Raw genomic sequence first — 24,568 nt, forward strand, 5'->3', positions numbered from 1 at the left:
ACATCTATAGATTATACCATATATTTCCACACCGTCAAGCAAAAATTTTAAAGGTTTATATTTTTATTTTATTTGTGACTCCAAAGCCTTTGCTGCTTCAGCAATAGCATCAGGAATGCCGGCAGGATTCTTACCGCCTGCCTGAGCCATGTTGGGACGGCCACCGCCGCCGCCACCGACTTTACCTGCAATAGCTTTTACCAGATTACCTGCATGAGCACCGGATGCGATAGCACCGTCAGTAGCCATGGCCATAAGATTAACTTTACCATCATTCTCCGAAACAAGAACAACTACGCCCTCACCGAGCTTAGCTTTAAGCTGATCACCAAGATCTCTAAGGCCGTTTATATCAACGCCCTTAACGCTCTGAGCGATAAGCTTAACGCCTTTGACATCTAAAACGCTGTCCATAACATCACCGAGAGCTGCCTGAGCTTCCTTACTCTTTAAGGACTCATTCTCGCTCTTAAGAGCCTTGAGCTCTTCCTGGAGTTTCTTGATATGATCAACTATATCAGAAGGATTTGTCTTAAGAGCCTTTGCAGCCTCTCCAAGATTTGTCTCTACATTCTTGTAATATGCTCTTGCATTGTTTCCTGTAAGAGCCTCAATACGGCGAACACCTGCAGCCACACCGCTCTCTGAAAGGATCTTGAATACTCCGATGTGACTTGTGTTTGCAACATGAGTACCGCCGCAAAGCTCGATTGAGAAGTCTCCCATATTAACGACTCTTACTGTCTCGCCGTATTTCTCACCAAAAAGAGCCATTGCTCCGGTCTTCTTAGCTTCTTCAATAGACATTTCCTTAGTAACAACAGGAAGTGCTTCTAAAATCTTAGCATTAACAATCTCTTCAACCTTCTGAATCTCCTCAGCAGTCATAGCCTGATGATAGCTGAAGTCAAATCTGGTCTTATCGGGATCCTGATATGAACCTGCCTGCTCTACGCCATCTCCAAGAACTTCCTGCAGTGCCTTCTGAAGAAGGTGTGTAGCTGAGTGGTTACGGCATGTCTTAGCACGATTCTCAGCATCAACATTAAGAGTAACCTTATCTGAAGTCTTGAAGTTTCCGCTTACAACCTTACCGACATGAGCTGTTCTTCCGCCTGAAACCTTAATAGCTTCAGAAACAACAAACTTAGAGCCCTCGGAACCAACGATTTCACCGATATCGCCTACCTGGCCACCCATTGTGCCATAGAAAGTAGTTTTATCTGTGATGATTGTTCCCTGCTCACCTTCCTTAAGCTCATCTGTAAGAGCCTCTGCATCTGCCATTGCAACAACAGTGCCCTCGCAGTTAATCGCGTCATAGCCAAGGAACTCTGTGTTTACAGATTCATCAAGGCTGTCAAATACACCGGAACCTGTGGTGAGGTTAGCTGAGAAATTCTGGTTCTCCCTTGCCTTCTGCTTCTGCTCTTCCATTGAAGCCTTGAAGCCTTCCTCATCAACACTAAAGCCTTCTTCTTCTGCAAGCTCAATTGTAAGCTCAACAGGGAAACCGAATGTATCATAAAGGAAGAATGCATCCTTACCTTCAATCTGCTTCTTACCGTCTGAAGAAGTCTTATCAAGAATCTTCTTGAACTCCTTCATTCCATTTTCAAGTGTAGACTCAAAACGTACTATTTCTCTTTCGAGCTCAGTAAGTACAAACTTCTGGTTTTTGTTAAGATGCTCATAGCTCTCTTTGTACTCATCAATGTAAATCTTAGCAACGCCAAGTATCTGATCCTTGTTAAGGCCAAGTGTTCTCGCATGTCTTACTGCACGGCGGATAAGTCTTCTGAGAATATATCCGGCACCTGTATTAGAGGGAAGAAGCTTAGCCTCGTCACCGATCAGCATAACGGCTGTACGTGTGTGATCAGCAAGAATACGCATTGATCTTGTGGTCTTGTCATCTGCTTCGTACTTTATTCCGCTTTCTTTCTCAATATATGCAATAACCGGTGCATGAAGATCAATCTTATAGACATCATCTACGCCATTAAGGAAAGCAAGAATACGCTCAAGACCCCAGCCTGTATCAACGTTCTTCTGAGAAAGAGGTGTAAGACTGCCATCATGATGCTTCTCATACTGCATAAATACATCGTTACCGATCTCGGTATACTTACCGCAATGGCATCCGGGGCCGCAATCAGGGCCACAATCCGGGATATCCTTCACATAGAACATCTCACTGTCAGGACCACAGGGGCCATATTCAAGTCCCCACCAGTTATCCTCGGCAGGAAGATAAAATATGTTTTCGGGCTTAAAGCCGGATTCTATACGATATTTTGCGCCTTCTTCATCTCTTGGTGCGTTTTCGTCACCTGCAAAAACAGTAGCTGCAAGATGATCTGCGTCAAATCCGAAAAGCTCTGTCAAAAGCTCAAAGCTCCACTGGCAACGTTCTTTCTTGAAATAATCCCCAAGAGACCAGCTTCCCATCATCTCAAAAAATGTTCCGTGGCTCTTATCTCCGACTGAATCGATATCATTTGTACGAACACATCCCTGAACATTGCAAAGTCTTGTTCCCATAGGATGCTTCTTACCAAGAAGATACGGCATAAGCGGCTGCATACCTGCAACGTTGAACATAACACCGGTTGAACCGTCTGATACCAGTGATACTGCGCCACAATCCACATGGCCTCTGTCTATATAGAACTGCTTCCACGCTTTACGCAGTTCATTAGCTGTAAACTGTTTCATAATTAAAACTCCTCTTAAAATTCAAACTTATCAGCGAAGAATGCCTCAAGCTCGTCGATAGCGATTCTCTCCTGTTCCATGCTGTCACGGAAGCGAACCGTAACCTTTCCGTCTGTCTCTGAATCAAAGTCATAAGTTACGCAGAAAGGAGTACCGATTTCATCCTGTCTTCTGTATCTCTTACCGATATTACCTCTGTCATCGAACTCACAGTTATACTTCTTTGAAAGAGTTGCATAAATCTTCTCTGCGCCCTCGTTAAGCTTCTTGGAAAGAGGGAGAACACCAATCTTAATAGGTGCAAGTGCAGGATGGAAACGAAGTACTGTACGCATATCAGGTGCCTCTTCGGTACCAAGATTCTCCTCATCATATGCTTCACAAAGGAATGCAAGAACTACACGGTCAGCACCGAGTGAAGGCTCAACAACGTAAGGAATATATTTTTCCTTAGTCTCATCGTCAAAGTATTCCATAGGCTCGCCGGAAGTCTCCTGATGCCTTGTAAGGTCGTAGTCAGTTCTTGAAGCGATACCCCAGAGCTCACCCCACTCTGTGAAGGGGAATGCATACTCAATATCAGTTGTATGATCACTGTAGAATGAAAGTTCTTCAGGATCATGATCACGAAGGCGGAGATTCTCTTCGTTTATGCCAAGAGAAAGAAGCCATTCATAGCAGAATTTTCTCCAGTATGTGAACCACTCAGTCTGTGTTCCGGGTTTGCAGAAGAACTCAAGCTCCATCTGCTCAAACTCTCTTGTACGGAATGTAAAGTTTCCGGGAGTTATCTCATTTCGGAAGCTCTTACCGATCTGGCAGATACCGAAAGGAAGCTTTTTACGTGAAGTTCTCTGTACGTTCTTGAAATTAACAAAGATACCCTGCGCTGTCTCAGGTCTGAGATATACAGTGTCCTTTGCGTCCTCGGTAACACCCTGGAAGGTCTTAAACATCAGGTTGAATTCTCTGATTCCTGTAAAGTTGTGTTTACCACAGGAAGGACAAGGAACATTGTGATCATTTATAAATTTCTCCATCTCTTCATGAGACCAACCATCGACTGAAGACTCAAGAGTGATTCCATTCTCAGCCGCAAAATCCTCAATAATCTTATCTGCGCGGAATCTCTCATGACATTCCTTACAATCCATAAGAGGATCTGAAAAGCTTCCAAGATGTCCTGATGCAACCCATGTCTGAGGATTCATAAGAATTGCACAGTCAACGCCGACATTGTGCGGGCACTCCTGAACAAACTTCTGCCACCAAGCCTTTTTTACATTATTCTTAAACTCAACACCGAGATTTCCGTAATCCCATGTGTTGGCAAGACCGCCGTAAATCTCACTTCCGGGATAGATAAAGCCTCTTCCCTTCGCAAGAGCAATTATTTTGTCCATTGTCTTCTCTCTAGCTTTCATAATACAAAACCTCTTTCCGAGCATTACGCCCAAATATTTTTAAGAGCAAATGCTCATTTTTTACTTACTTAATACTATACAAGCCATACTATCATCTGCTATTTCAGATAAATCCGCGAGATAATTATCGATAATCTTTACTCCCCTGGATACATATTTTATCTTATACGGAGCTGCTACGATATTCTTCATAGCCGTAACTACAATATGTTCATCCGACAGATCTGACGCTTTGTCACTCTCTATCGGATTGCCGTCTGCATCAACAAGCAAACCTGTTTCGATATGGCCGTTCAATTTTGCATCTGCAACAGTCTCATAAATGAACTTCTCACTGTTAAAATCCGAAAAATTATCGGAATTGCCAAAACTCATGACCATCTTTATTTTCCCGGACTCTGCATCAACAGACTTAAGTTCTGCAGTGCCTTCACCGTTCTTCACAACAAAAGCATTGACTTCATTCTCAGTCATTTCTCGCAGTTCATCAACGCTGTAGTAGCTCTCGGAAAAATCCTCAATCATAGTACTTACTACAGATCCATCCTTATTCACCTGAACAGATGACTTATCAAGCTTTGACACATCACTTTTTTTGCCGCATCCGGAAAAAGCAAAAAGTATAACAGTCGCAAGCGATAAAATAAGGATTTTTCTACACATCACTTTATTCACTTATTTTTCCCCTTATAAATATGAAACTTTGTAGGCGCACGATATATGTGCGCATACTTTTTAGATTATATACCGCATTTTCTTGTTTTTCAATTTCTATAATTAATTCTTTTCATGAAGCCTGTTCGTATTTATGTAATCATATTTATCATTTCAAGACTGTTTAGTTTTCTGTCTATAAATCGCTTCCTGTAAATATCGCATATATGCTCTAGTTCATGCAATACCTCATCGGTTACCGCAAAAGAAAACAGCTTCTCAACGTTCGTATTCCTAATGTACTCCAGAGTATATGCAGTTGATTGCACATAATCTCTGTCTGTGGGTATTCCGGGGAACTCTCCGTTAACTACCAGCGCCTTTATTTCATAGACACATTTGACGAGTCTGTTATCAAGTTTATCTGATTCAAGCGCACGAAGAGACTGATATAGAAGTTTTAATACCTCTCGCTCGTCATTATTCTCTCTTGTGTAATAGTCCGCCAGCTCCATGAAATACATACCATAAAGAGAAGCATTAAAATTCTGTCTGAAGTATTCAAAATAGTTTCTGATATTTGCTTCCTGTATGTTGTATGAGGTTCGCCCTTCATATAACTTAAATTCGCCAAAGGAAAAAGGTTCAACCTCGCCCGAAAGTGGATTTCCCGGACGTCTTGAACCTTTTGCAAAAGCAGAAATCTTACCACGTTCGGAAGTTAAAATTGTTACCACCCAGTCGTATTCTCCGACAGGCGACCTCTTAATAATAATTCCGTTCACAGTGGTTAATTCTACCATTATTTCTTTGAATCCTTATAACCAAAATTTTTCATCTGTACTGTATCGTTTCTCCAGTCCTTCCTCACCTTTACAAATAACTGAAGATTAACTCTGCAGCCCACCATCTTCTCGATATCGATTCTTGCCTGAGAGCCGATTTTTTTCAGCATAGAACCGCCTTTTCCAATAATTATTCCTTTGTGCGAATCACGCTCGCAAATGATGGAGGCTTCTATATCCATGATTTCTGTTTCATTTGACACATCGGCAGCATCAGTTTCTCCGCCCTTTAATGCCGCTAACATAGCTTCGAGATCAGGCGCACCATCCGCAGAGTCCTGTACATTCTCGGCAGCTTTATTCTTCTTTGGCGGATGCACATGCTTTGACTTCTTCTTTTTTAATGGAGATGCAGCTTTTCTGGTCTTCATAGTCTCGACAGTTACCGCTATGCCATGAGGAACTTCATCCGATAGAAGTCTAAGCGCTTTCTCTCTGATAATTTCTCCTACAATATCTCTTTCAGACTGATCTGTAAGTGTCTCCTCATCATAGAAAGGATCTCCATAGGGAAGTCTGTCAAAAATCGTCTGCATAAGCTCATCAAGATTATCGCTCTTTAAAGCTGAGACGGTAACTATATCCGCATAATCCATCTCCTTTTTATAAGCATCGATAAAACTTTGAAGCTCATTAGCAGATACAGTATCAATCTTGTTAATAACAAGGATAACCTGTTTACTGCACTCCCTGAGCTGATCAATTATCATATGCTCCCCTGCGCCGATAAAAGTACTCGGTTCCACAAGCCACAAAATAAGATCAACTTCTTCTATAGTCTTGGTCGCGACCTTGACCATATATTCCCCAAGCTTATTCTTGGATTCATGAATACCGGGAGTATCAAGAAAAACAATCTGTCCGCGGTCATCAGTATAAACCGTCTGTATCCTTCCTCTTGTTGTCTGGGGCTTATGCGAAGTTATGGCTATCTTCTGTCCTATGAGATGATTCATAAGTGTAGACTTTCCAACATTCGGTCTTCCTATAAGAGTTACATAGCCACACTTCATACTATTATTCATTTGATTTTCCTGCATAAATAAGCTGCTCCACTTTCCCGAATAAATCCTTATTCTGCATAAGCTTATTACCGTCACCGACTACACATAAGCAGTCATCAGCCACAAAGGCATCGATATATGCCGCAAGCTTTCTTATTTTTTCCTGATCGGTAGCAAGAAGCGCATCTCTGTCCTTCTGAATATCTTCATAATCAGCATTACACATATAAGCAGTAAGACCATAGGCTCCCTTTGTCGCAGGGGTCTTGGGCGTATCAAGATCACTTATTGCTCCGATTACAAACTGTGTAATTGTTCTCTCATCAGCTTCGAAATTTTTAAGATAATCGGAAGCCTTTTTGAAAACATCTATACTTCTTGAAAGATGCGGATCTCTGTAGGTTACAAAATAAGAATCTCCGTTCTTGGCAAAACCGCTCATACAGCCGTATGCACCGCCAAGAACTCTGATATTTTTCCAAAGATAATCATAACCGAGCATAACCTTAAGTACGCGCAGCGAACCGTCATATTTCAGGCCCTTGGATGCGAAATTACCGCCAAGACAAACGTATTGAACCTGTCCTGCTGTCTGAAATGCTTCGTTCTTCTTTTCACACGTAATCTCAAATCCTTTTGTGCTAATCTCTTCGGAGTGTAGTCCTTTTGCAAAATCTTCCACCTTCTGTTCAAGTCCGGCATATTCTTTCTCACTTGCCGTATAATCAACCAGAAGATTCTCCGGTCGGAAGATAATCTTACATAACTCAAGCATTTTTGAAATGAAGTTATCTGCCGCCTTACCATCCTCCAGTATGCTCTCTCTGACTTCTTCCATGAATCTGTATCCACCGATTCCTGATACCATGTCGGAAATCATAGCCGGTTTTGACACGTAAGAAAGAGCTCTTAACGCAGCGCTGTGATGGCCTGCCCCTGAAAGGTCTGAACGCGCTCTGCTACATGCTTCATCAAGAATTTCAAGAATTCTCTTTTTATTATCAAACTTCGTCTTTAATATAATCTCATTTACCAGCGCAAAGGCTTTATCAAGCTGTGGGTAAAGAGCTTTTGCTGTTATTTCAAAAGTAGTCTTAAACTCAGAAACGTTCTGTGCATCAGTATATGTGCTTATGGAAGCATTTATTCCGCCTGTCTGAAGATTAATCTCATTATACAGATCCGTGTAACTGTAATTCTCTGTATCCATAAGACCGAGTAATGTCTTCAGCATTGGTGCATAAGGAAGAAGCTCATTCGGAACTTTTCCCATATCAAAAACAAAATTCAGATATCCTATACCATTTGTAAACACATCATGGAACAGTATCTTCTGATCGCCAACTTTTCTTAATTCGTTAAAATATTTATCAGCTTCTTTACGTATATCCTCTCTGGTAAGAAGCGGAATTTTAGCAAGATCTTCAGGACTGTCGGGTTCTTCCTGGTAAGCTTTAAGCTCTGCTGTATCCTTTACAATTTTTTTGATTTCTTCAGCGCTCAAACTATCGCGATACTCTTTAAGCTTATTTTTAAGTGCTTCCTCTTTTTCTTCTGTAAGTCCTCTTTTAGGTTCCATGGTAAGAACTGTGCTGTGCGTATTGTTTAAGAGGTATTCTTCAGCAAGTTTTTCAAAATAACCTGTATCCACTTCTTTTTTCAAAAGTGCAAAGGTATTGTTTGCTTCAATATTTATCCAGGGCTTTGAGTCATCATAAAGCCAGCTGTCAAGTACCTGCAGACCATATAGAAGTCCTTTTGGAAATCTTCCGAAATCAGCTTCTCTGTATTTGAACTCATCGGCATTGATGCCTGCAAGAAGAGCTTTTTTATCAATACCGTTTTTTACCTGCTCTTTTATAACCTGTTCGATAGTTGAAACAAATTCTTCTTTCTGCTCAGGATTAGCATTTTTCGCAACAATAGAGAATACGGGTTGAATTATGCCATTATCGTATTCACTAAAAACTTCGCTTCCTATACCTTTGTCGATAAGTGCTTTTTTAACTGGAGCTCCGGGAGCAGAACACAGCGCATAATCAAGTACATCGAAAGCCACATAGAACTTTGGATCGAGACTGCTTCCAACAGAAAAATTAAGCGAGAGATATGTATTATCTTCCAGAGAATCTTCATTCAATATCGGATAAAAATCCCTTATGTCCTTTCTCGCATCAAAAGGCTTCTGCAATTTAATCTCGGAATCAACCTCAAGACTGTCAAATGCAGACAAATAGTTTTCGTCAATATATTTAAGCTTTTCAGCCATATCCATGTTCCCATACAAATAGATATAACTATTTGAAGGATGATAATACTTTCTGTGAAAATCAAGATAATCCTCATATGTAAGATTATAGATTTCATCAGGATCTCCCCCTGATTCAATGCCATAGGTGGTGTCAGGGAAAAGTGATTTCCTTATAACCCTGGCAACCACTTCATCTGCTGATGAGAAGGCACCCTTCATCTCATTATAAACAACACCGTTAATTCCAAGTTCATCATCGGCACTGTTCATCTCATAGTGCCAACCCTCCTGCATAAATATCTTGCTTGTTTTATATATGTTCGGATAAAAAACGGCATCAAGATATACATGCATAAGATTCTGGAAATCGGCATCGTTACAACTTGCAATCGGATAAACTGTCTTATCCGGATATGTCATAGCATTCAAAAAAGTGTTGAGCGAACCCTTGACCAGTTCTACAAAAGGATCCTTTATTGGGAATTCTTTGGAGCCGCACAAAACAGTGTGCTCAATTATATGAGCAACACCTGTGGAATCCTTGGGCGGAGTTCTGAAACCGATATAGAAAACCTTGTTATCGTCATCGTTTGATAACAGTGCAACCCTCGCCCCCGTCTTTTTATGACGAAGAATGAAGCTGTCTGAATTTAGATCCTCTATTCTTCTATGCTCTAATACTTCGTAAGTACTAAGTTCTTCAACTTTCATAAATTATCCTCACAAATTAAATATCAAAATCATCGTCCGGTGCGATGTTAAGGTCGAAATCATCTTTTCTTTCAGCAGAAGGCTCTTCAGTAGATGCTTCTACAGATTCATTTGCCGGTTCTTCTACAGAATCTTCTTCAATTTCAGTCAGAGGCTGCGAAACATTTTCTTCTGTTTTTGAAGCCATCTTATCTGCGGCGACCGCAGTTCCAACCGAAAGAATTCCGATAGCTGTCATTTCAGGGCGATTCATATTGAAGTGCGGAGCGATATCTTCTTCATCCTCTTCTCCAACCGGTAAAACCATCCCCTCAGGAACATATCTGGGAGTCTTCTCTTTGCTGTCATTCATTTTTTCAATATTTTCTATGGTCTCCGGCTCTTCCGTCTTCTCCGTCTTCTCCGTCTTCTCGACAGGCTCAAATTCCCTTACATGTATGATAGCAGAAATCCCGCATGATATCATGATAACCACGAAAGCAACGATCATAACCTCACTGTTTGCTATCGTATCACCAAGGAATACCGAGCAAACAATCCCCAGTACCGAAAGCATGAGTAATGGACAAATTTTTGTATCTCGCTTTATAAGATATAAAACAGCCGGTATCAGAGCAAGTGCAAGGAGTCCAAAAGCAAGATAAGTATTATATGCAGAGCTCTTTACCATAAGAAGCCATGCATTTTCATTATAGCCGAAAAATCTCCAAGTCCAGTGAAAATAAGTATCGGGTATATTATCATATCCGCCCTCCAGAATAAGCATTCCTCCAAAAGAAAGCACTCCGGAAACCAAAAGAATAATTTCATTCAGACAAATATTGAAAGTCTCGCAGTACATATCAGAAAGCACCCATGCCGCTACAAGGAATACTATAATGGCAGCACTGGACGCCTCCAGATAGATCATGAGACCCAAAAATGCTCCGAGCAGGATACTAAAAATCTTATAGTACCACCTATTGCAGGAGTTCTTTGTAAAGCCTTTCACATAAAATACAGTGAGCATCAAAAGCAAGAAAAATGTCATGCCTATAAGATGCATAGAATCAATGGTTTTCAGAGAATACCCAAAAGTCGGAATAGCAACAACAGCAGCTGCTCCAAGGAAAGCCGGGATCAATCCAAGAGCCTTTCTCAAGCTTATATATAAAAATATAACCATAAAGATTCTCAGGACTAAATTGAGCATATACGCGGAATTGAGAGAATTTCCCAAAAATCCCATAAACACCTTAAGACAACCAACATACGCTCTGTCAGCCATTCCACCAGATAATGTCTCCTGCCCTGACGCTGCTACAACAGCACTGTTATACAGATTCATATTACCCGTATAATCATTTATCAATGCCGATGTATATCCAAATATAATTATTCCGGCAATAATTATTGCCAATGGAAGAAATATTTCGAGCCACAAAGGCTTTTTATATTCACTTATAGCGGTCGATGAAATTACCTTCGAAACTGCAAGATTTGCAAGAAATCCAATTAGAGCAGACGCTGCCAAACACGCAATAATAAAGCCGCCTGCCACATAATATCTGCCATAATATGGAAAAAGCCCCGAAACAAAGCCGGTAACTCCTATGGCAAACAACATTCCCACAAAATAAATTACCCAGACACAAATCCCCATCCATGTCTTTTCCAGCTTCATCTCAAGGCCTCCCCATGTTTTATTTTCCCCTCATCCGGCACTTCGTGCCACCTTCTCCCCTAGGAGAAGGCAGGGATAATTTTTCCCACTTCGTCATTTAAAGTAGGGCTATTTCAAATCATTCAGCTGCGCTGTCGTCCCAGTTGTGATAAACTGCCTGAACATCATCATCCTCTTCAAGAATATCAAGAATTCTCTGGATGCACTTGATGTTGTTCTCGTCAGTAACCTCAACATAGTTCTGAGGAATCATTGTAATCTCTGCGGAAGCAGACACAATCTTTTCCTTATCAAGAGCCTCTACAACTCCCTGGAAAGCTTCGGGTGTTGTAAGAATCTCGTAGCTGTCATCTTCCTCATTAAAATCATCAGCCCCTGCATCAAGGACAAGCATCATAAGGTCGTCTGACTCCATAGAGCACTCTTCCTTATCGATAAGGATCTGACCTTTTTTATCAAACATGTAAGATACACATCCGGGTGTACCTACATTACCGTTGCCCTTTGAAAATGCAGCTCTTACATTTGCAGCTGTACGATTGATATTATCTGTAAGTGTATCAACGATGATTGCTGTGCCGCCCGGGCCATAGCCTTCATATGTAAGTGTCTGATAGTTAACACTTCCGTCAGCTCCTGCAGCCTTCTTAATTCCACGCTCAATAGTGTCATTAGGCATGTTGTTTGCCTTTGCCTTAGCAATAACCTGTGCAAGCTTGAAATTGTTTGACGGATCGGGACCGCCTTCCTTAACTGCTACGGCAATCTCACGTCCGATGACTGTAAAGATCTTACCTTTTGCAGCGTCGTTCTTCTCCTTTTTATGCTTAATATTAGCGAATTTTGAATGTCCTGACATTGTATCCTCCTAAAAGTCATTAATTTTCTTTATTTTCCTGATCGTCTTCGGCTTCCTCGGATTTTTCTTCTTTAATCCTCTTAACCAAAACGCTTTGGATCATGTGATTCTTAACCGAAAGAATTTTAAATGAATATCCTTCGATTTCCGCGGTAAAGTCCTCACCCTCCTCAGGGATTCTATCCAGTTTTGAGATAAGAAGCCCATTTACGGTTTCAAAATTGGCATCCTCAAATTCAATTCCAAACCTATCCTCAAGATCCTCGAGAGGAGTTTTACCCTCAATTATAAATTCATCTTCATTGGATGTAGCCTCAATATAGTCTTCATCCTCGTCATATTCGTCCATTATATTACCGACTATTTCCTCGATAATATCCTCCATAGACACAAGCCCTGCGGTCTGACCATACTCGTCAATAACAATGACCATCTGCGTCTTGGACTTTTGCATGTCATGGAAAAGGCTGTCAATATTCCTGGTCTCAGGCACGTTTCTGGGAGACCTCAAAAGTCCTCTTGTTTTTCTTAAGGGTGTATCATCATCAGTGTGCTCCGAAAGCTTTTTCATCGCATCTCTAATGTGAAGAATTCCAATGATATGATCTATATTATCAAGATAAACAGGAAATCGGCTGTTATTCATATCAAGCATAAAGTTTACAGCTTCCTTCAGCGTGGTATTTCCATCTATACATACCATCGCTTTCCTGTTAGTCATAATATCCTGAGCCTGCTTATCTGAAAACTCAAAAATATTTGAGATCATATCAGCCTCGGAATCCTGAAGAACTCCCTGCTCCTGCCCCTCGGATACCATCGATTTTATTTCTTCCTCTGTTACATCATTATCATCAGCATCCCAATGAAAACCGAACAATCTAAGAATTCCCATCGCCGTAAGTCTTACAAGACCTGTGAACGGACTAAAGACGGTAATTATCATTGAAATGGCACCAACGCCGAAATACGCCCATTTCTCAGGATATCTGGCACCAAGTTTTCTCGGAATAAGAACACCTATCGTTAAGATGATGTACATCAGCAATACAAAGGCTATGCCGTATGAAATAATATTCAAAAGTGTGATATTACTAATATGACGGCTTAAGAGACCGTATGTGATACTGCTTAATTCTCTGATATAAATTACACCGAATATCATGTTTATAAGAAGAGTAAGCAGCTGTATCGTGTTTATATATCTCCCGGGAAACTCAAGTATTTGTTCGAGCTTCTTAGCTGTTTTCTTTTCTCTTTCACGTAAAGGACTTGGATTATCCTCATCCTTATCACCATTTTTATTTAGATCATCCGGTTTCAGATTCTCAATTGCTGCCCCAAAACCATAACAGAGCACATCCATGAGAATCATGACAATAAATATCAGTAAAAAAGCAGTGGCAGTAGGCCCACCATCGTCCATCTATTTTCATCTCCTTTGCTATCTAAATCGCAAAATGCGTCAAAATAAAATATAGCATTTTGCGTATTTACAGTCAAGAAAACGAGAATTTCTTACCCACTTGTCATCGTTTTTTCGTTAAAGTAAAATAAGCATATGATTTCAGCATTTTTTGAGTTCCTTACAAAAGGACTTATATGGATAATTAAAAACATTTTCGATATGATAGGTTTTTTCCTGCGCTTATTATTCTGGCTACTGCGACTGTTCTTACTTATACTGCCTGTTACAGGAATTGTTTACAGTCTTTTTTTTATTGCCTTGATAATAGAAGTTTTTGCAGGTGAAAACGTCCTGTCTTCTATACTTCCCATCAATTTTGATTCCACAAGCACGAAAAATCTTATCCTTGAAACGCTTCAGGGATATCTTACACTTCTGTCCCAGTACAGGGGAACTCTTATGTATTTTATACTGTTTTTGTTTCTGCTCATACTTGCGGTTCCGATATTTCTTGTATTTATCGGTGCAGGGACCTTTGTCTATGCGGGAAGAATTTTGCTCATCCCAGTACTGATAGATCTATTCGGATATCTTGTCGGAAGCGTAATTATAGGAAAATCGTCTTCTGATGTATTCAAAGCCAGATATCGCAGACTTTTCCCTTCAGTAGGACGAAAGCTTAACGAAAAGAGCTATGACAGATGGCTTCAAAGACACCACGATGAGTTTGAAAATGATACTTTCGCTCAGACAAAAAGACAGAAAGCTCTTGATAATTTTTATGAAGAGGACTACGAAGATGAATATGAGGATGATTACAGTAATGAATATGAAGAAGATTTTGAGGAATATGAAAATGGATCAGACCTCTATTATGAGGAAGACTTTGATGATACAGAATATGATGAAGAACCAATAAAAAGCCGCTTTAATAAACCATTTAAGCACAGCTCTGCTGCTGAGCACTTTGACTTCTTTGCCGGATGCACAACCCTTGATTCAGCAAATAAAAAATATAAATCTCTTGTAAAGCTCTATCACCCGGATAATATGGATGGTGATACTTCCGCTTTGCAAGAGATAAACCATCAATACAGCGAAGCAAAAAAAAGACTGGGGTAACCCCTCATCCGTCAGCTTCGCTGACACCTGTCTTCGCTCCGCTTCGGTCCGCGCTGAACCGACGGTCTACGTTCCACTCCGGTCGTTGCTAAGCACTCGTCCCCCGGACGAGTAGCAACCCCGGACGTCGAGCGCCCCCAAGGGGAAGGCTTTTTTTATTAAATCTCAAAATCCTTTAATATTTTTCCATCTTTGACATAAAGTCTTGGAACGCGGTGATTTAAATCGCAGGTAAATTCATAGTTAAATCTTCCGCTGATCTCACCAAGCTCCTCGACAGTTATTCTAGCGGGTTCTCCTTCTCCGAAAGAGCTTTCGGCAGTGCCTATAAGGATAACCTCATCTCCCTCTTTTGCATTGGGAATACCGGATATATCCACCATAAACTGATCCATGCATACTCTTCCGAGAATTCTGGCTTTTTCACCATGAATAAGAACATATCCCTTGCCGCCTGAAAGGCTTCTGGGATAACCATCACCATAACCTACCGGAATGGTCGCAATTCTCATTCTCCTATCGGACACAAATGTTCCGCCATAGCTCACGGGAGTATTCTCCGGGATATCCTTTATGTATGATATATGGCTGTATAACGACATTACGGGCTTAATGTCTATCTTATTTCTGCTCACCTCTTCCGAAGGCCACATGCCGTACATGGTTACACCACACCTGACCATATCCATATGAGCTTCGGGCATATCGATTATGCTTGCACTATTTGAGCAATGCACTATCGGTATCTTGTATCCGTTATATTCTTCAACTTTTGAAACAAAATCACCGAACTCCTTAAGTCTTGTGTGGGCATCGGTAAGATCAGCCTCATCAGCTCTTGCAAAATGGGTAAAAATACCCTCAACCTCTATTCCGTCTGTAGCAAGAGCAGTTTTTACAAAGTTCTCGCCATCAGCATCAGGGCGAATTCCAATCCTGCTCATTCCACAGTCCACTGCAATATGCACATGAAAAACCTCTTTTCCGCCCTGAGCTCGTCTCTTTTTTACACGCTCTGACAAATGATTCAACATGTCATATCTGAAAACCGCAGGCCTTATATTCTCTCTGAGCATTCTCTCGTATGCATAAGGGAAAGTATAGCCTAAAACAAGAATAGGCTTACTTACGCCTGCTTCTCTTAATTCAAAGGCTTCCTCTGCAGTTGCTGTTGCGAATCCCCATATATAAACATCATTTTGGAGCATCCTTGCGATCGGAACCGCACCAAATCCATAGCCGTCTGTCTTAACTACAGCCAGCATTTTTGTATTTCTCGGAAGCGAATTATACATACAATCCACATTGTGGGATATCGCATCCAAGTCTACCTTTGCATATACTCTTGAATATTCATCAAGCATTTCTCATATTGCCTCTGATTTCATAATATTTGTTTTTTAACTCAAAGCTTAACAGCTCATATTTCCGGAAAAAATATCTCGAAGACTTCCTGAGATATCTCTTGCCGTCATACCCTGCCTTCCGTGCTTTACTGCCGCCATATCTCCTGCTACACCATGCAGATAAGCACCGGCCACAGCAGCTTCAAAGACATCACTGTATCCTGAAAGAACGAGCGCACCCAAAAGACCTGCAAGAACATCACCACTTCCTGCAGTCGCCATTCCATCATTTCCGCTTATATTAATAAAATTTCTTTCTCCGTCGGAAATAACACTTCGTGCGTCCTTACATATAATACTCGCATGAAATTCTTTTGCAAGTCTTGCCGTCTCATCCATGATACAAGTCCTGCAATCATGTATATCCTTACCGCTAAGTCTTGAAAACTCAGCCAGATGAGGCGTCATAATAATATCTGCATTGTATGCGCAAACAAGATCTCTTATATCTTTTTCGGATGATATGATATTAAGTGCATCCGCATCAAGAATAAGAGGGAGCACAGCATTTTGAAGAATAATCTTCATGATTTCTTTTGCAGAATTACTGATTCCTATTCCCGGTCCGCATATTATAGCATCCGCCCATCCGATTGCTGAAATAAGAGCTTCTTTGCTTTTGCTATATTCGATAGTATCAGAAAGATTGAATCCCTCTTCGGTATAAGTATCCGTCATGGCTTCAGGCAGAAGTGTCTGAATAGCCGAGAGATTTGCCTCATCTGTATAAACCTTTATCATGCCGGCACCGCTTCGAATGCAGCTCTCAGCAGCCATTATGCATGCACCGCTTATTTTTTTACTTCCGGCAACCACAAGAACTTTCCCAAACGAACCTTTATTACCCGCAGGATTTCTTGGTGGCAGCAGCTTAACCGGGATTTCCTTTTTATCAGGGATGTCAACATACTTAAATTTGGGATAATCCTTCAAAAAGCCATCCTCAGTGATACCCACATTCACTATATGTATCTCACCTGCATGAGCAGCTCCAGGATAAAAAACAAGCCCCATTTTCAAAAAGCCAAAGGTCACTGTCTCATCTGCCCTTATTGCATAGCCATGTACCTGCCCCGTATCCGAATTAATACCTGTTGGTATGTCAGCTGCTATAACATGTGGGAATTTCCCATCATAATCTTCTCTTGAATAATTGATTTCCCATACCGCGGCTGAATAATCCCCCGTAAGGTCCCTTGAGCAGCCTATCCCCAGCATGGCATCAATTATTACGTCACATTTTTTTATTTGAGAGCCAAGTTTGGACTGATCAAAATCCACGACATTAAGGCCATAGGACAATGCTATTTTCAGCTGTGAGCTACATGCGGAAGTCCTTTTTGTATTTGAAGCCTTATCACTTAGACTGTGATTAACAAGAACAAGCGTGACAGGTATTTTATCCTGAAAAAGAAGTCTGGCCGCTGCAATTCCATCACCGCCGTTATTCCCACTTCCCGCAAGAATCAGAACCTTACCGCCCTCCGGAAGAGCTTTTTTTACATATTTGCATATAGAAAGCGCCGCCCTTTCCATAAGAACATCCTGCGGCACTCCGAACTCGGAGATTGTAGCCGCATCACATCGCTTCATCTCGGCAGCGCTTACAACATAATTTGAATTTTTATCAATTATCGGTAAATTTTTCATCTTCTACTATTATCCCATCGCGTTCAGTCATTCCGGGTCTGATTACAGGGTGTCGTTTTTCAGGATCGTACTTTAGATCAAAGAGATCAATAACTTCAGGTCCGAAAATGTTGTGCATATAGGAATATACATTAAAGTTTTCGAGCTCTTTTTCCTGCATTCGGATAATATTCTTTTTCAGCTGTACCCTTACTTTTGATATCCACTCATCAACAGCATCGATTTCGAGGGTATTATCATGCATTCTTTTATAAAAGATATTCATCGTCTCGATCATGAGCTGATAATCGATCTGATAAATCTCTCTGGGAAGTCCGAGCATATCGTCCTCGCACTCCTCTATCTTATCATTGCACTCCTTGATAAGGCGTGTATGATCATCAATTTCGGCCTCAATCTTCTTCCGCTTCTTTGGATTCTTTCCCGCATCATCTCTTAGGACAACAATCTCACCGAGAAGCTTTTTCTTAAGCCTCTTTATGTCCTTAATTTTTTCCCTTGTCTTTTCCTGTATGTTCACAAGCTTATTAAGCTCAGCCTCAAGCTCCTTTATCTTGGGAGTTTTGGGACTAAGAAGGAAAAGCTGTTGCCATTTTTCATCCTTGGAAAGAATCGGAATATCCTTTCCGACAAGAGCATCAGAATAGTCATTATTAGCCATATTGGCATCCTCCAAGCGGTTTAAATCACTTGTTATTTCCTGGAGTTGTGATTATTTTCATATCTATCAATGCTATATGAAAGTTTCATAAGCGAATCTGACAGATGAACATTTTCGACCTGAACATTCTCAGGAAGATCAAGATCAACATGTGCGAAATTCCATATAGCCTTTATGCCGCATTTTACAAGTTTATCCGCCATAGGAACAGCCTGATCCTTAGGTATTGCAAGGACCGCAATCTCTATCTTATTTTCTTTTACAAACTGTTCAATCTCTTCGACAGGTCTGATCTCAATATCACGTATTTTCTTACCATGAAGCTTAGGATTTAAATCAAAAGCTCCTTTAAATATAAATCCTCTGTTGAAGAAATTGTTATAACCGGAAAGAGCCTGTCCAAGATGACCTGCCCCAATAATGATAAGTGTATGCTCCCTGTCAAGGCCGAGTATCTTACCTATTTCCTCATATAAGTACTCAACATTATAGCCGTAGCCTTGTTGTCCGAAGCCTCCGAAATTATTAAAATCCTGCCTGATCTGTGAAGCAGTAACCTTCATAATATCGCTGAGTTCCTGAGATGAAACTCTATCTATTCCCTGACTTTTCAGTTCACCTAAGTATCTGAAATAGCGGGGCAATCGGCTGATAACAGCCTGAGATATTTCTTTTCTCGCCATACATCCTCCATGACTGACACCGAAAAAATTATGTTATTTATTACTCTGTAAAATTCGGCTAATTTTAATTATACTATCTGTTAAATTTTCGTCAATCTTATAAATTGACTTTACAATAATTTTATTTGTCATTAATACAAATTTGAAAAAATGTTTCAACGTAGATAATATCTGATGAAATTAGTTTTCAGAAATATGCATTTTTATCTTTTCTTTAATACCCAGTTTATGAATTGTTTCGAATTGGAAATTATAATAACCATATCTTCCTATGTAGTTTTTTAGAAGTTGGAGATAAAAATATGGGAATGTCAATTGATGGATTAGGTGCTTACAATATGTACCAGGCAAGGCCTATGAATTATACAGTATCCAATCAGGCTCCTGTATCGGATGTGTATGACAAGCATAAGGCTGTTGGTGATATCGCCACTGTTGCTCCTGTCGTTTATCCTAATGCTCAGGAAGTAAAAGTCGGTGAAGTTGCCAGTACCGATGGCAAGGATGAAGCTCTGAAAGTAAGCCAGCAATATAATCAGATTGCTTCAAAATTCGGTAACACAACGGTAGGTTACGGACGTGATATGTCAGGTTATTCCTACAGTCAACCCGGTAGTTCCTTTGATGCTTTTGCATAAGGGTTTTAAATGAGAAAAGAAAAAAAAGAAGCTCTTCCAAGTTAGTCCTTGAAAGAGCTTCTTTTTTGATTACTCAGATAAGTTTTCCCATTCATCATAGAGTTCCGAAAGGCGTTCTTCATTTGATGAAAGTTCATCGGATAGCTTTCTAACCTTAGCAAGATCGGTCGCTACATCAGGATCTGAGAGTTCTTCATTTATTTTCTCATTCCTCTCTTCCAACTTAGCTATCTCATCTTCACATTTTTTCAGAGCAGCTTCCTGCTTACGCTTTCTGGCTGCTTCTTCTTTTTGTGCTTTCCAGTCTGCTGCACCTGAACCGGAATCAGCATCGGAAGTACTGCCTTTTGAAGCAAGCTTGCCAAACCCCGAACCTGAAACAGCATCTGCGGAATCCATCTCGATTCCTCTGCCAAAAGAGGAATTATCTCCTTTTTCAGCAATAGCACGAGCTGTCTGTTCCTCACAATGCTCCATATAGTAATCGTAGTTACCAATATAATTAACCAGTGATCCGTGAGTAAGATCAAGTATTCTGGTCGCTGTTTTGTTTATAAAATATCTGTCATGGCTGACATATAAAACAGTTCCTTCATATCCGCAAAGAGCATCCTCAAGAATTTCCTTGCTGGTAATATCCAGGTGGTTCGTAGGCTCATCGAGAATCAGGAAATTAGCTTCTGAAAGCATAAGCTTTGCAAGTGAAACCCTTCCCTTCTCTCCGCCTGAAAGATCTCCGATGCGTTTAAACACATCATCACCGGTAAAAAGAAACGCTGCAAGAGTGTTCCTGATCTCAGTATTATTCATTGACGGATATGCATCGGATAATTCTTCAAAAAGAGTCTTTTCATTGTGAAGAACCTGATGTTCCTGATCGTAATAACCGACATGAACCTTTACTCCGAGAATGATTTCTCCTTCATCAAGAGTCTCCATGCCATTAATGATTTTAAGCATTGTTGTCTTACCGGTTCCGTTATCGCCGATAATTGCAACACGCTCACCCCTCTTAATATCAAAAGAAATATCCTTAAAGAGCTGCTCATTTCCAAAGGATTTGGCAATACTCTCAACATGCATTACGTCATTACCGCTCACGCAGTTAGGTGTAAGGGTTATACGCATATCATCCCTTACCTCCGTGGGCTTCTCAAGACGTTCTATCTTATCGAGCATCTTCTCTCTGCTCTCGGCACGTTTGATACTCTTTTCACGGTTAAACTGTTTAAGCTTATCTATAACTTCTTCCTGATGCTTAATTTCTGCCTGCTGATTCAGATATGCCTTCAGCTTGGCAGCTCTGATCTGCTCGCGTTTTTTTGCATATGCAGTATAGTTTCCAATATAAACATCAGCATTTGTCTGATCTATTTCGATCACCTTTTGGGCAATACGATCCAGAAAGTATCTGTCATGGGATACAATAAGCACTGCACCCTTATAATTCATAAGATAACCCTCAAGCCACCTTATAGAGTTCATATCAAGATGGTTTGTAGGCTCATCGAGAATTATAAGATCCGGGCTCTGCAAAAGAAGCTTACCCAAAGCCACTCTGGTCTTCTGACCTCCGGAAAGTGTCGATATTTTCTTATCGAATTCATCCTCAGAAAATCCAAGGCCTTTTGCTACACCAATGACCTCACTCTCCCAGGCATAACCGTTTTTAAGCTGGAATTCGTGGTTCATCTGGGCATAGCGTTCCATGAGCCGATCGAGTTCTTCGCCGCGAAGAATATCCATCTGAGCTTCCGCAGCTCGTATCTCAGTCTCCAGATCAATAACATCCCTTTTCATCTCGCGAAGCTCTTCATAGATGCTGTGCGCACTGTCTATGTTCTGATTCTGAGCAAGATATCCAAAAGTCGTGTCTCTTGAAAACGTAACCGATCCGGTATCGGGAGTAAGCTCACCAATAATCATTCTGATGAGCGTTGTCTTCCCTGCACCGTTTATTCCTACTATCGCAGCCTTCTCGTTATCCTCAATATGAAAAGATACTCCCTTCAAAACATCCTTACCATCAAAGGATTTTGAAAGATCATGACAGTTTAGTACCAAAATTATTTGTTACCTTTCACCTTGTTAATTACTATTTTGGCCGCACGCTTCGCAGCATACGGTCCGACCAATTTGAGCTTATCCTCTGATCTTACCATAGTACTTGCTTCAGGTATATCCCTGCTAAGATGAATTGCATCAAATTCGCATTTTGTTGTGCACAGACCGCAACCGATACATTTGTTTTCATCAACAGTAGTTGCACCGCATCCAAGGCATCTGTTTGCCTCTTTCTTTACCTGCTCCTCTGTGAGGGTAAGGCGAAGATCGTCAAAGGTATCCTTTGCAATTCCGGCTTTTTTGCCAGGAATTTGACGCGGAGCATTGTCAAAGCTCTCAACAAGTATATCATCCTTATCAAGTTCTATAAACTCTCTTCTGTCTCTTGCAAGGTCAAGTCTGTTTCCGGGATGTACAAAACGGTTCATTGAAACGCATGCTTCTCTACCACCTGCGATAGCATCAATTGCAAATCTGGGACCTGTAAATACATCTCCGCCTGCAAAAATATCAGGCTCTGCAGTCTGAAGTGTAAGTGAATCAGCAATAACTCCACCGTTAGGACGAAGTTCAACCTTGGTTCCCTTAAGAAGATCACCCCATACAATTGACTGTCCAATGGACTGAAGAACGTTCTCACATTTAATAGTGATGGTCTCGTTCTCATCGTACTTAGGATTGAATCTTCCGTCAGGATCCTTTACAGAAGTACATTTTTTGAATACTATGCCTGTAACCTTACCGTTTTCTGTAAGAATTTCCTTAGGTCCCCATCCGTTTAATACTTCAATGCCTTCTTCTTTAGCTTCCTCAACTTCATCCTTTGCGGCAGGCATTTCTTTTTCACTCTCAAGGCAAAGCATTGTCACCTTTGTAGCACCTGCTCTTACTGCAGTTCTTGCAACGTCGATTGCTACGTTACCACCGCCGACAACAACAGTGTCGCCATTTAATCTTACACTGTGATCAAGGTTAACCTTTCTGAGGAAATCAACACCTGTCTGAACTCCTTCAGCGTCCTCACCGGGAACACCTGCAAGTCTTCCGCCCTGGCATCCGATTCCAAGGAAAAATGCCTTATACCCCTGTTTCCTGAGTTCCTCGATAGTAACATCCTTACCTACTTCAACGCCGCACTTGAACTCTACGCCCATCTGCTTCATAACGTCAATCTCGGCCTCGATGATATCTTTTTCAAGACGATAGCTGGGTATACCGTTCATAAGCATTCCACCGGGTCTCTTTTCCTTCTCGAATACTGTTACCGGATAACCGTCTCTTCTGAGGAAATATGCTGCGGAAAGTCCCGCGGGGCCTCCACCGATAATAGCCATCTTGTAGTCGTCTGACCACATTCCGCCGTCGTGCTTCTCGCAAAGCGGAACATATCTTGAATCCTTCTCAAGGTCAAGAGAAGCTATGAACTTCTTGATTTCATCGATAGCCAGAGGCTGATCGATAGTACCTCTTGTACAAGCATCCTCACAGCGTCTGTTACATACAGCACCACAGATCATCGGAAGCGGATTATCCTGCTTTATAAGCTTAAGGGCATCCTCATATCTTCCTTCTGCAGCCATCTTGATATATCCCTGAACGGAAAGATGTACGGGGCATGCTGTCTTACAGGGAGCTGTACCTGTTTCATAGCAGTTAACTTTATTGTCATCACGATAATTGTAATTCCACTTTTCAGGTCCCCACTTCTTGGAATTAGGAAGTTCCTGTTTAGGATAAGTAACCTGTGAGCCATCCTTTTTGCAAAGCTTCTGACCAAGCTTAGCTGCACCTGCAGGACATACCTCAACACATTTTCCGCAAGCAACGCACTTATCCTTCTCGACATGTGCACGGTATGCAGATGCAGAAAGGTTGGGTGTGTTATAAAGCTGTGAGGTACGAAGTGCATTACATACACCGGGAGCACAGTTACAGATAGCAACTATTTTTCCTTCTCCATCGATATTTGTAATCTGGTGAACATATCCGTGGCGTTCTGCACGCTCAAGAATCTCGTAAACTTCTTCCTTGCTTACATAATGGCCAATTCCACGGCTTTCCATATACTCAGCCATATCGCCCATTCCGATACAGTAGTCACCGCGAATTTCACCGCTTCCCTCTCCGCGCATTGTCTGCTGTTTTCTGCAGGAACACTCGGAGATACCGTATTTATCATACATATCAATCCATCTTGAAAGATGCTCAACAGGGACTGATGTATTCTCAATGCTGATAGCTTTCTCAACAGGAATAACGTGCATACCTACACCTGCTCCTCCGGGAGGAACCATCTGAGTAATGCCGCCAAGCGGAAGCTGTGTCATAAGATTAAAGAATGTTGCAAGCTGCGGGAATTCATCCGTAAGCTTATCCTGCATCATCATGAACTCGGCAGAACCGGGTACGAAAATCGGAAGCTCATACTGCTTGTGCTTATCTGCAGTCTTGGCACGATTCATCTCGACAATACCGATCCATACGAGACGATCTATCATCTTCTGAGCATCTTCGACGCTCATGTTGTTCATTGAGGCAAGTTCCTCAATACTGTAAGGCACACGAGTCTTCTTAAAGTTGATAAGGAACTTAACCTGCTCTTTATTAAGAATAAGGTCAAGCATCCAATACTCGGGGTCTCTGTTGTTAAGCTTTCCAAAAAGCTTCTTCGCATAGCGATCGGTAATCATGGATGCGAGCTTTAAAACAAGCTGCTCCTTCTCGGGATCCTCTGCCACATAATTTGGATCCTGCCAATAATCATTCTCATTGATCATCGGGTCACCGATTTTCCAGTCTTTAATACT

The 24,568-nt window shown here is 41.2% G+C and carries 17 protein-coding genes; 2 read left to right on the forward strand and 15 right to left on the reverse strand.

Annotated features, from left to right (window positions below; genetic code table 11):
• Positions 1–63: 63 nt before the first annotated feature.
• The 9 genes from alaS to G630_RS0102020 form a co-directional block, all read right to left on the reverse strand.
• Positions 64–2,718: an alanine--tRNA ligase gene (alaS, locus tag G630_RS0101980; RefSeq protein ID WP_081667755.1), complete on the reverse strand. Its 2,655-nt coding sequence runs from the start codon at positions 2,716–2,718 to the stop codon at positions 64–66.
• A 14-nt stretch (positions 2,719–2,732) separates the two neighbouring features.
• Entirely contained in the window at positions 2,733–4,142 is a 1,410-nt protein-coding gene (locus G630_RS0101985) for a glycine--tRNA ligase (RefSeq protein WP_026497570.1), read from the reverse strand.
• Between the two features lie 60 nt (positions 4,143–4,202).
• Positions 4,203–4,817: a hypothetical protein gene (locus tag G630_RS0101990; protein WP_026497571.1), complete on the reverse strand. Its 615-nt coding sequence runs from the start codon at positions 4,815–4,817 to the stop codon at positions 4,203–4,205.
• Positions 4,818–4,948: 131 nt separating this feature from the next.
• Positions 4,949–5,599: a DNA repair protein RecO gene (recO, locus tag G630_RS0101995; protein ID WP_026497572.1), complete on the reverse strand. Its 651-nt coding sequence runs from the start codon at positions 5,597–5,599 to the stop codon at positions 4,949–4,951.
• Complete coding sequence (era, locus tag G630_RS25285) at positions 5,599–6,666, reverse strand: GTPase Era (protein ID WP_242829883.1); 1,068 nt, start codon at positions 6,664–6,666, stop codon at positions 5,599–5,601. The genes recO and era overlap by 1 nt, the downstream gene beginning before the upstream one ends.
• A complete protein-coding gene (locus G630_RS0102005; protein WP_026497574.1) occupies positions 6,659–9,607 on the reverse strand; it encodes an insulinase family protein in 2,949 nt (982 codons plus the stop codon). The genes era and G630_RS0102005 overlap by 8 nt, the downstream gene beginning before the upstream one ends.
• A gap of 16 nt (positions 9,608–9,623) precedes the next feature.
• Positions 9,624–11,270 (reverse strand): hypothetical protein, encoded by a 1,647-nt coding sequence (locus G630_RS0102010; RefSeq protein ID WP_026497575.1) that lies wholly within the window; start codon positions 11,268–11,270, stop codon positions 9,624–9,626.
• A gap of 118 nt (positions 11,271–11,388) precedes the next feature.
• Positions 11,389–12,129, reverse strand: a complete 741-nt coding sequence (locus G630_RS0102015; protein ID WP_022759855.1) for a YebC/PmpR family DNA-binding transcriptional regulator — start codon at positions 12,127–12,129, stop codon at positions 11,389–11,391.
• A gap of 19 nt (positions 12,130–12,148) precedes the next feature.
• Positions 12,149–13,555 (reverse strand): hemolysin family protein, encoded by a 1,407-nt coding sequence (locus G630_RS0102020; RefSeq protein ID WP_022759854.1) that lies wholly within the window; start codon positions 13,553–13,555, stop codon positions 12,149–12,151.
• 300 nt (positions 13,556–13,855) lie between these two features.
• Here G630_RS0102020 and G630_RS0102025 point away from each other — a divergent pair, with 300 nt between their 5' ends.
• On the forward strand, positions 13,856–14,659 hold the full coding sequence (locus G630_RS0102025) for a hypothetical protein (protein WP_196805728.1): 804 nt from the start codon (positions 13,856–13,858) through the stop codon (positions 14,657–14,659).
• A 158-nt stretch (positions 14,660–14,817) separates the two neighbouring features.
• On the opposite strand, the gene alr is transcribed toward G630_RS0102025, so the two are convergent.
• From alr to G630_RS0102045, 4 genes are read right to left on the reverse strand one after another with little or no spacing between them, the layout of a single operon-like run.
• The gene (gene alr / locus G630_RS0102030; protein ID WP_022759852.1) at positions 14,818–16,023 is read right to left on the reverse strand and encodes an alanine racemase; all 1,206 of its coding nucleotides are present in this window, start codon (positions 16,021–16,023) and stop codon (positions 14,818–14,820) included.
• A 48-nt stretch (positions 16,024–16,071) separates the two neighbouring features.
• Complete coding sequence (locus G630_RS0102035; RefSeq protein ID WP_044958405.1) at positions 16,072–17,715, reverse strand: bifunctional ADP-dependent NAD(P)H-hydrate dehydratase/NAD(P)H-hydrate epimerase; 1,644 nt, start codon at positions 17,713–17,715, stop codon at positions 16,072–16,074.
• Complete coding sequence (locus G630_RS20320; protein WP_044958409.1) at positions 17,693–18,376, reverse strand: hypothetical protein; 684 nt, start codon at positions 18,374–18,376, stop codon at positions 17,693–17,695. Before G630_RS20320 ends, G630_RS0102035 begins: the two co-directional genes overlap by 23 nt.
• 32 nt (positions 18,377–18,408) lie before the next feature.
• Positions 18,409–19,059: a redox-sensing transcriptional repressor Rex gene (locus G630_RS0102045; protein WP_022759849.1), complete on the reverse strand. Its 651-nt coding sequence runs from the start codon at positions 19,057–19,059 to the stop codon at positions 18,409–18,411.
• Between the two features lie 302 nt (positions 19,060–19,361).
• Between G630_RS0102045 and G630_RS0102050 the strand changes: the two genes are divergently transcribed.
• On the forward strand, positions 19,362–19,697 hold the full coding sequence (locus G630_RS0102050) for a hypothetical protein (RefSeq protein ID WP_022759848.1): 336 nt from the start codon (positions 19,362–19,364) through the stop codon (positions 19,695–19,697).
• Positions 19,698–19,766: 69 nt separating this feature from the next.
• Here G630_RS0102050 and G630_RS0102055 read toward each other — a convergent pair whose 3' ends face one another.
• Together G630_RS0102055 and G630_RS20325 are read right to left on the reverse strand one after the other, a co-directional pair.
• Positions 19,767–21,761: an ABC-F family ATP-binding cassette domain-containing protein gene (locus G630_RS0102055; RefSeq protein ID WP_026497578.1), complete on the reverse strand. Its 1,995-nt coding sequence runs from the start codon at positions 21,759–21,761 to the stop codon at positions 19,767–19,769.
• Positions 21,762–21,763: 2 nt separating this feature from the next.
• Positions 21,764–24,538, reverse strand: a complete 2,775-nt coding sequence (locus tag G630_RS20325; protein WP_044958537.1) for an FAD-dependent oxidoreductase — start codon at positions 24,536–24,538, stop codon at positions 21,764–21,766.
• Positions 24,539–24,568: the final 30 nt, after the last annotated feature.

The sequence above is a fragment of the Butyrivibrio sp. WCD2001 genome, assembly GCF_000424485.1.
GTDB lineage: Bacteria > Bacillota > Clostridia > Lachnospirales > Lachnospiraceae > Butyrivibrio.

Bases quoted from the DNA above. Each gene is read 5' to 3' on its own strand.
- G630_RS0102020 (WP_022759854.1), bottom strand. From the start codon at position 13,555: ATGGACGATGGTGGGCCTACTGCCACTGCTTTTTTACTGATATTTATT.
- G630_RS0102045 (WP_022759849.1), bottom strand. From the start codon at position 19,059: ATGGCGAGAAAAGAAATATCTCAGGCTGTTATCAGCCGATTGCCCCGC.
- G630_RS0102015 (WP_022759855.1), bottom strand. From the start codon at position 12,129: ATGTCAGGACATTCAAAATTCGCTAATATTAAGCATAAAAAGGAGAAG.
- G630_RS20325 (WP_044958537.1), bottom strand. From the start codon at position 24,538: ATGATCAATGAGAATGATTATTGGCAGGATCCAAATTATGTGGCAGAG.
- era (WP_242829883.1), bottom strand. From the start codon at position 6,666: ATGAATAATAGTATGAAGTGTGGCTATGTAACTCTTATAGGAAGACCG.
- alr (WP_022759852.1), bottom strand. From the start codon at position 16,023: ATGCTTGATGAATATTCAAGAGTATATGCAAAGGTAGACTTGGATGCG.
- G630_RS0102050 (WP_022759848.1), top strand. From the start codon at position 19,362: ATGGGAATGTCAATTGATGGATTAGGTGCTTACAATATGTACCAGGCA.
- G630_RS0101985 (WP_026497570.1), bottom strand. From the start codon at position 4,142: ATGAAAGCTAGAGAGAAGACAATGGACAAAATAATTGCTCTTGCGAAG.
- G630_RS0102035 (WP_044958405.1), bottom strand. From the start codon at position 17,715: ATGAAAAATTTACCGATAATTGATAAAAATTCAAATTATGTTGTAAGC.
- alaS (WP_081667755.1), bottom strand. From the start codon at position 2,718: ATGAAACAGTTTACAGCTAATGAACTGCGTAAAGCGTGGAAGCAGTTC.
- G630_RS20320 (WP_044958409.1), bottom strand. From the start codon at position 18,376: ATGGCTAATAATGACTATTCTGATGCTCTTGTCGGAAAGGATATTCCG.
- recO (WP_026497572.1), bottom strand. From the start codon at position 5,599: ATGGTAGAATTAACCACTGTGAACGGAATTATTATTAAGAGGTCGCCT.
- G630_RS0102005 (WP_026497574.1), bottom strand. From the start codon at position 9,607: ATGAAAGTTGAAGAACTTAGTACTTACGAAGTATTAGAGCATAGAAGA.
- G630_RS0102010 (WP_026497575.1), bottom strand. From the start codon at position 11,270: ATGAAGCTGGAAAAGACATGGATGGGGATTTGTGTCTGGGTAATTTAT.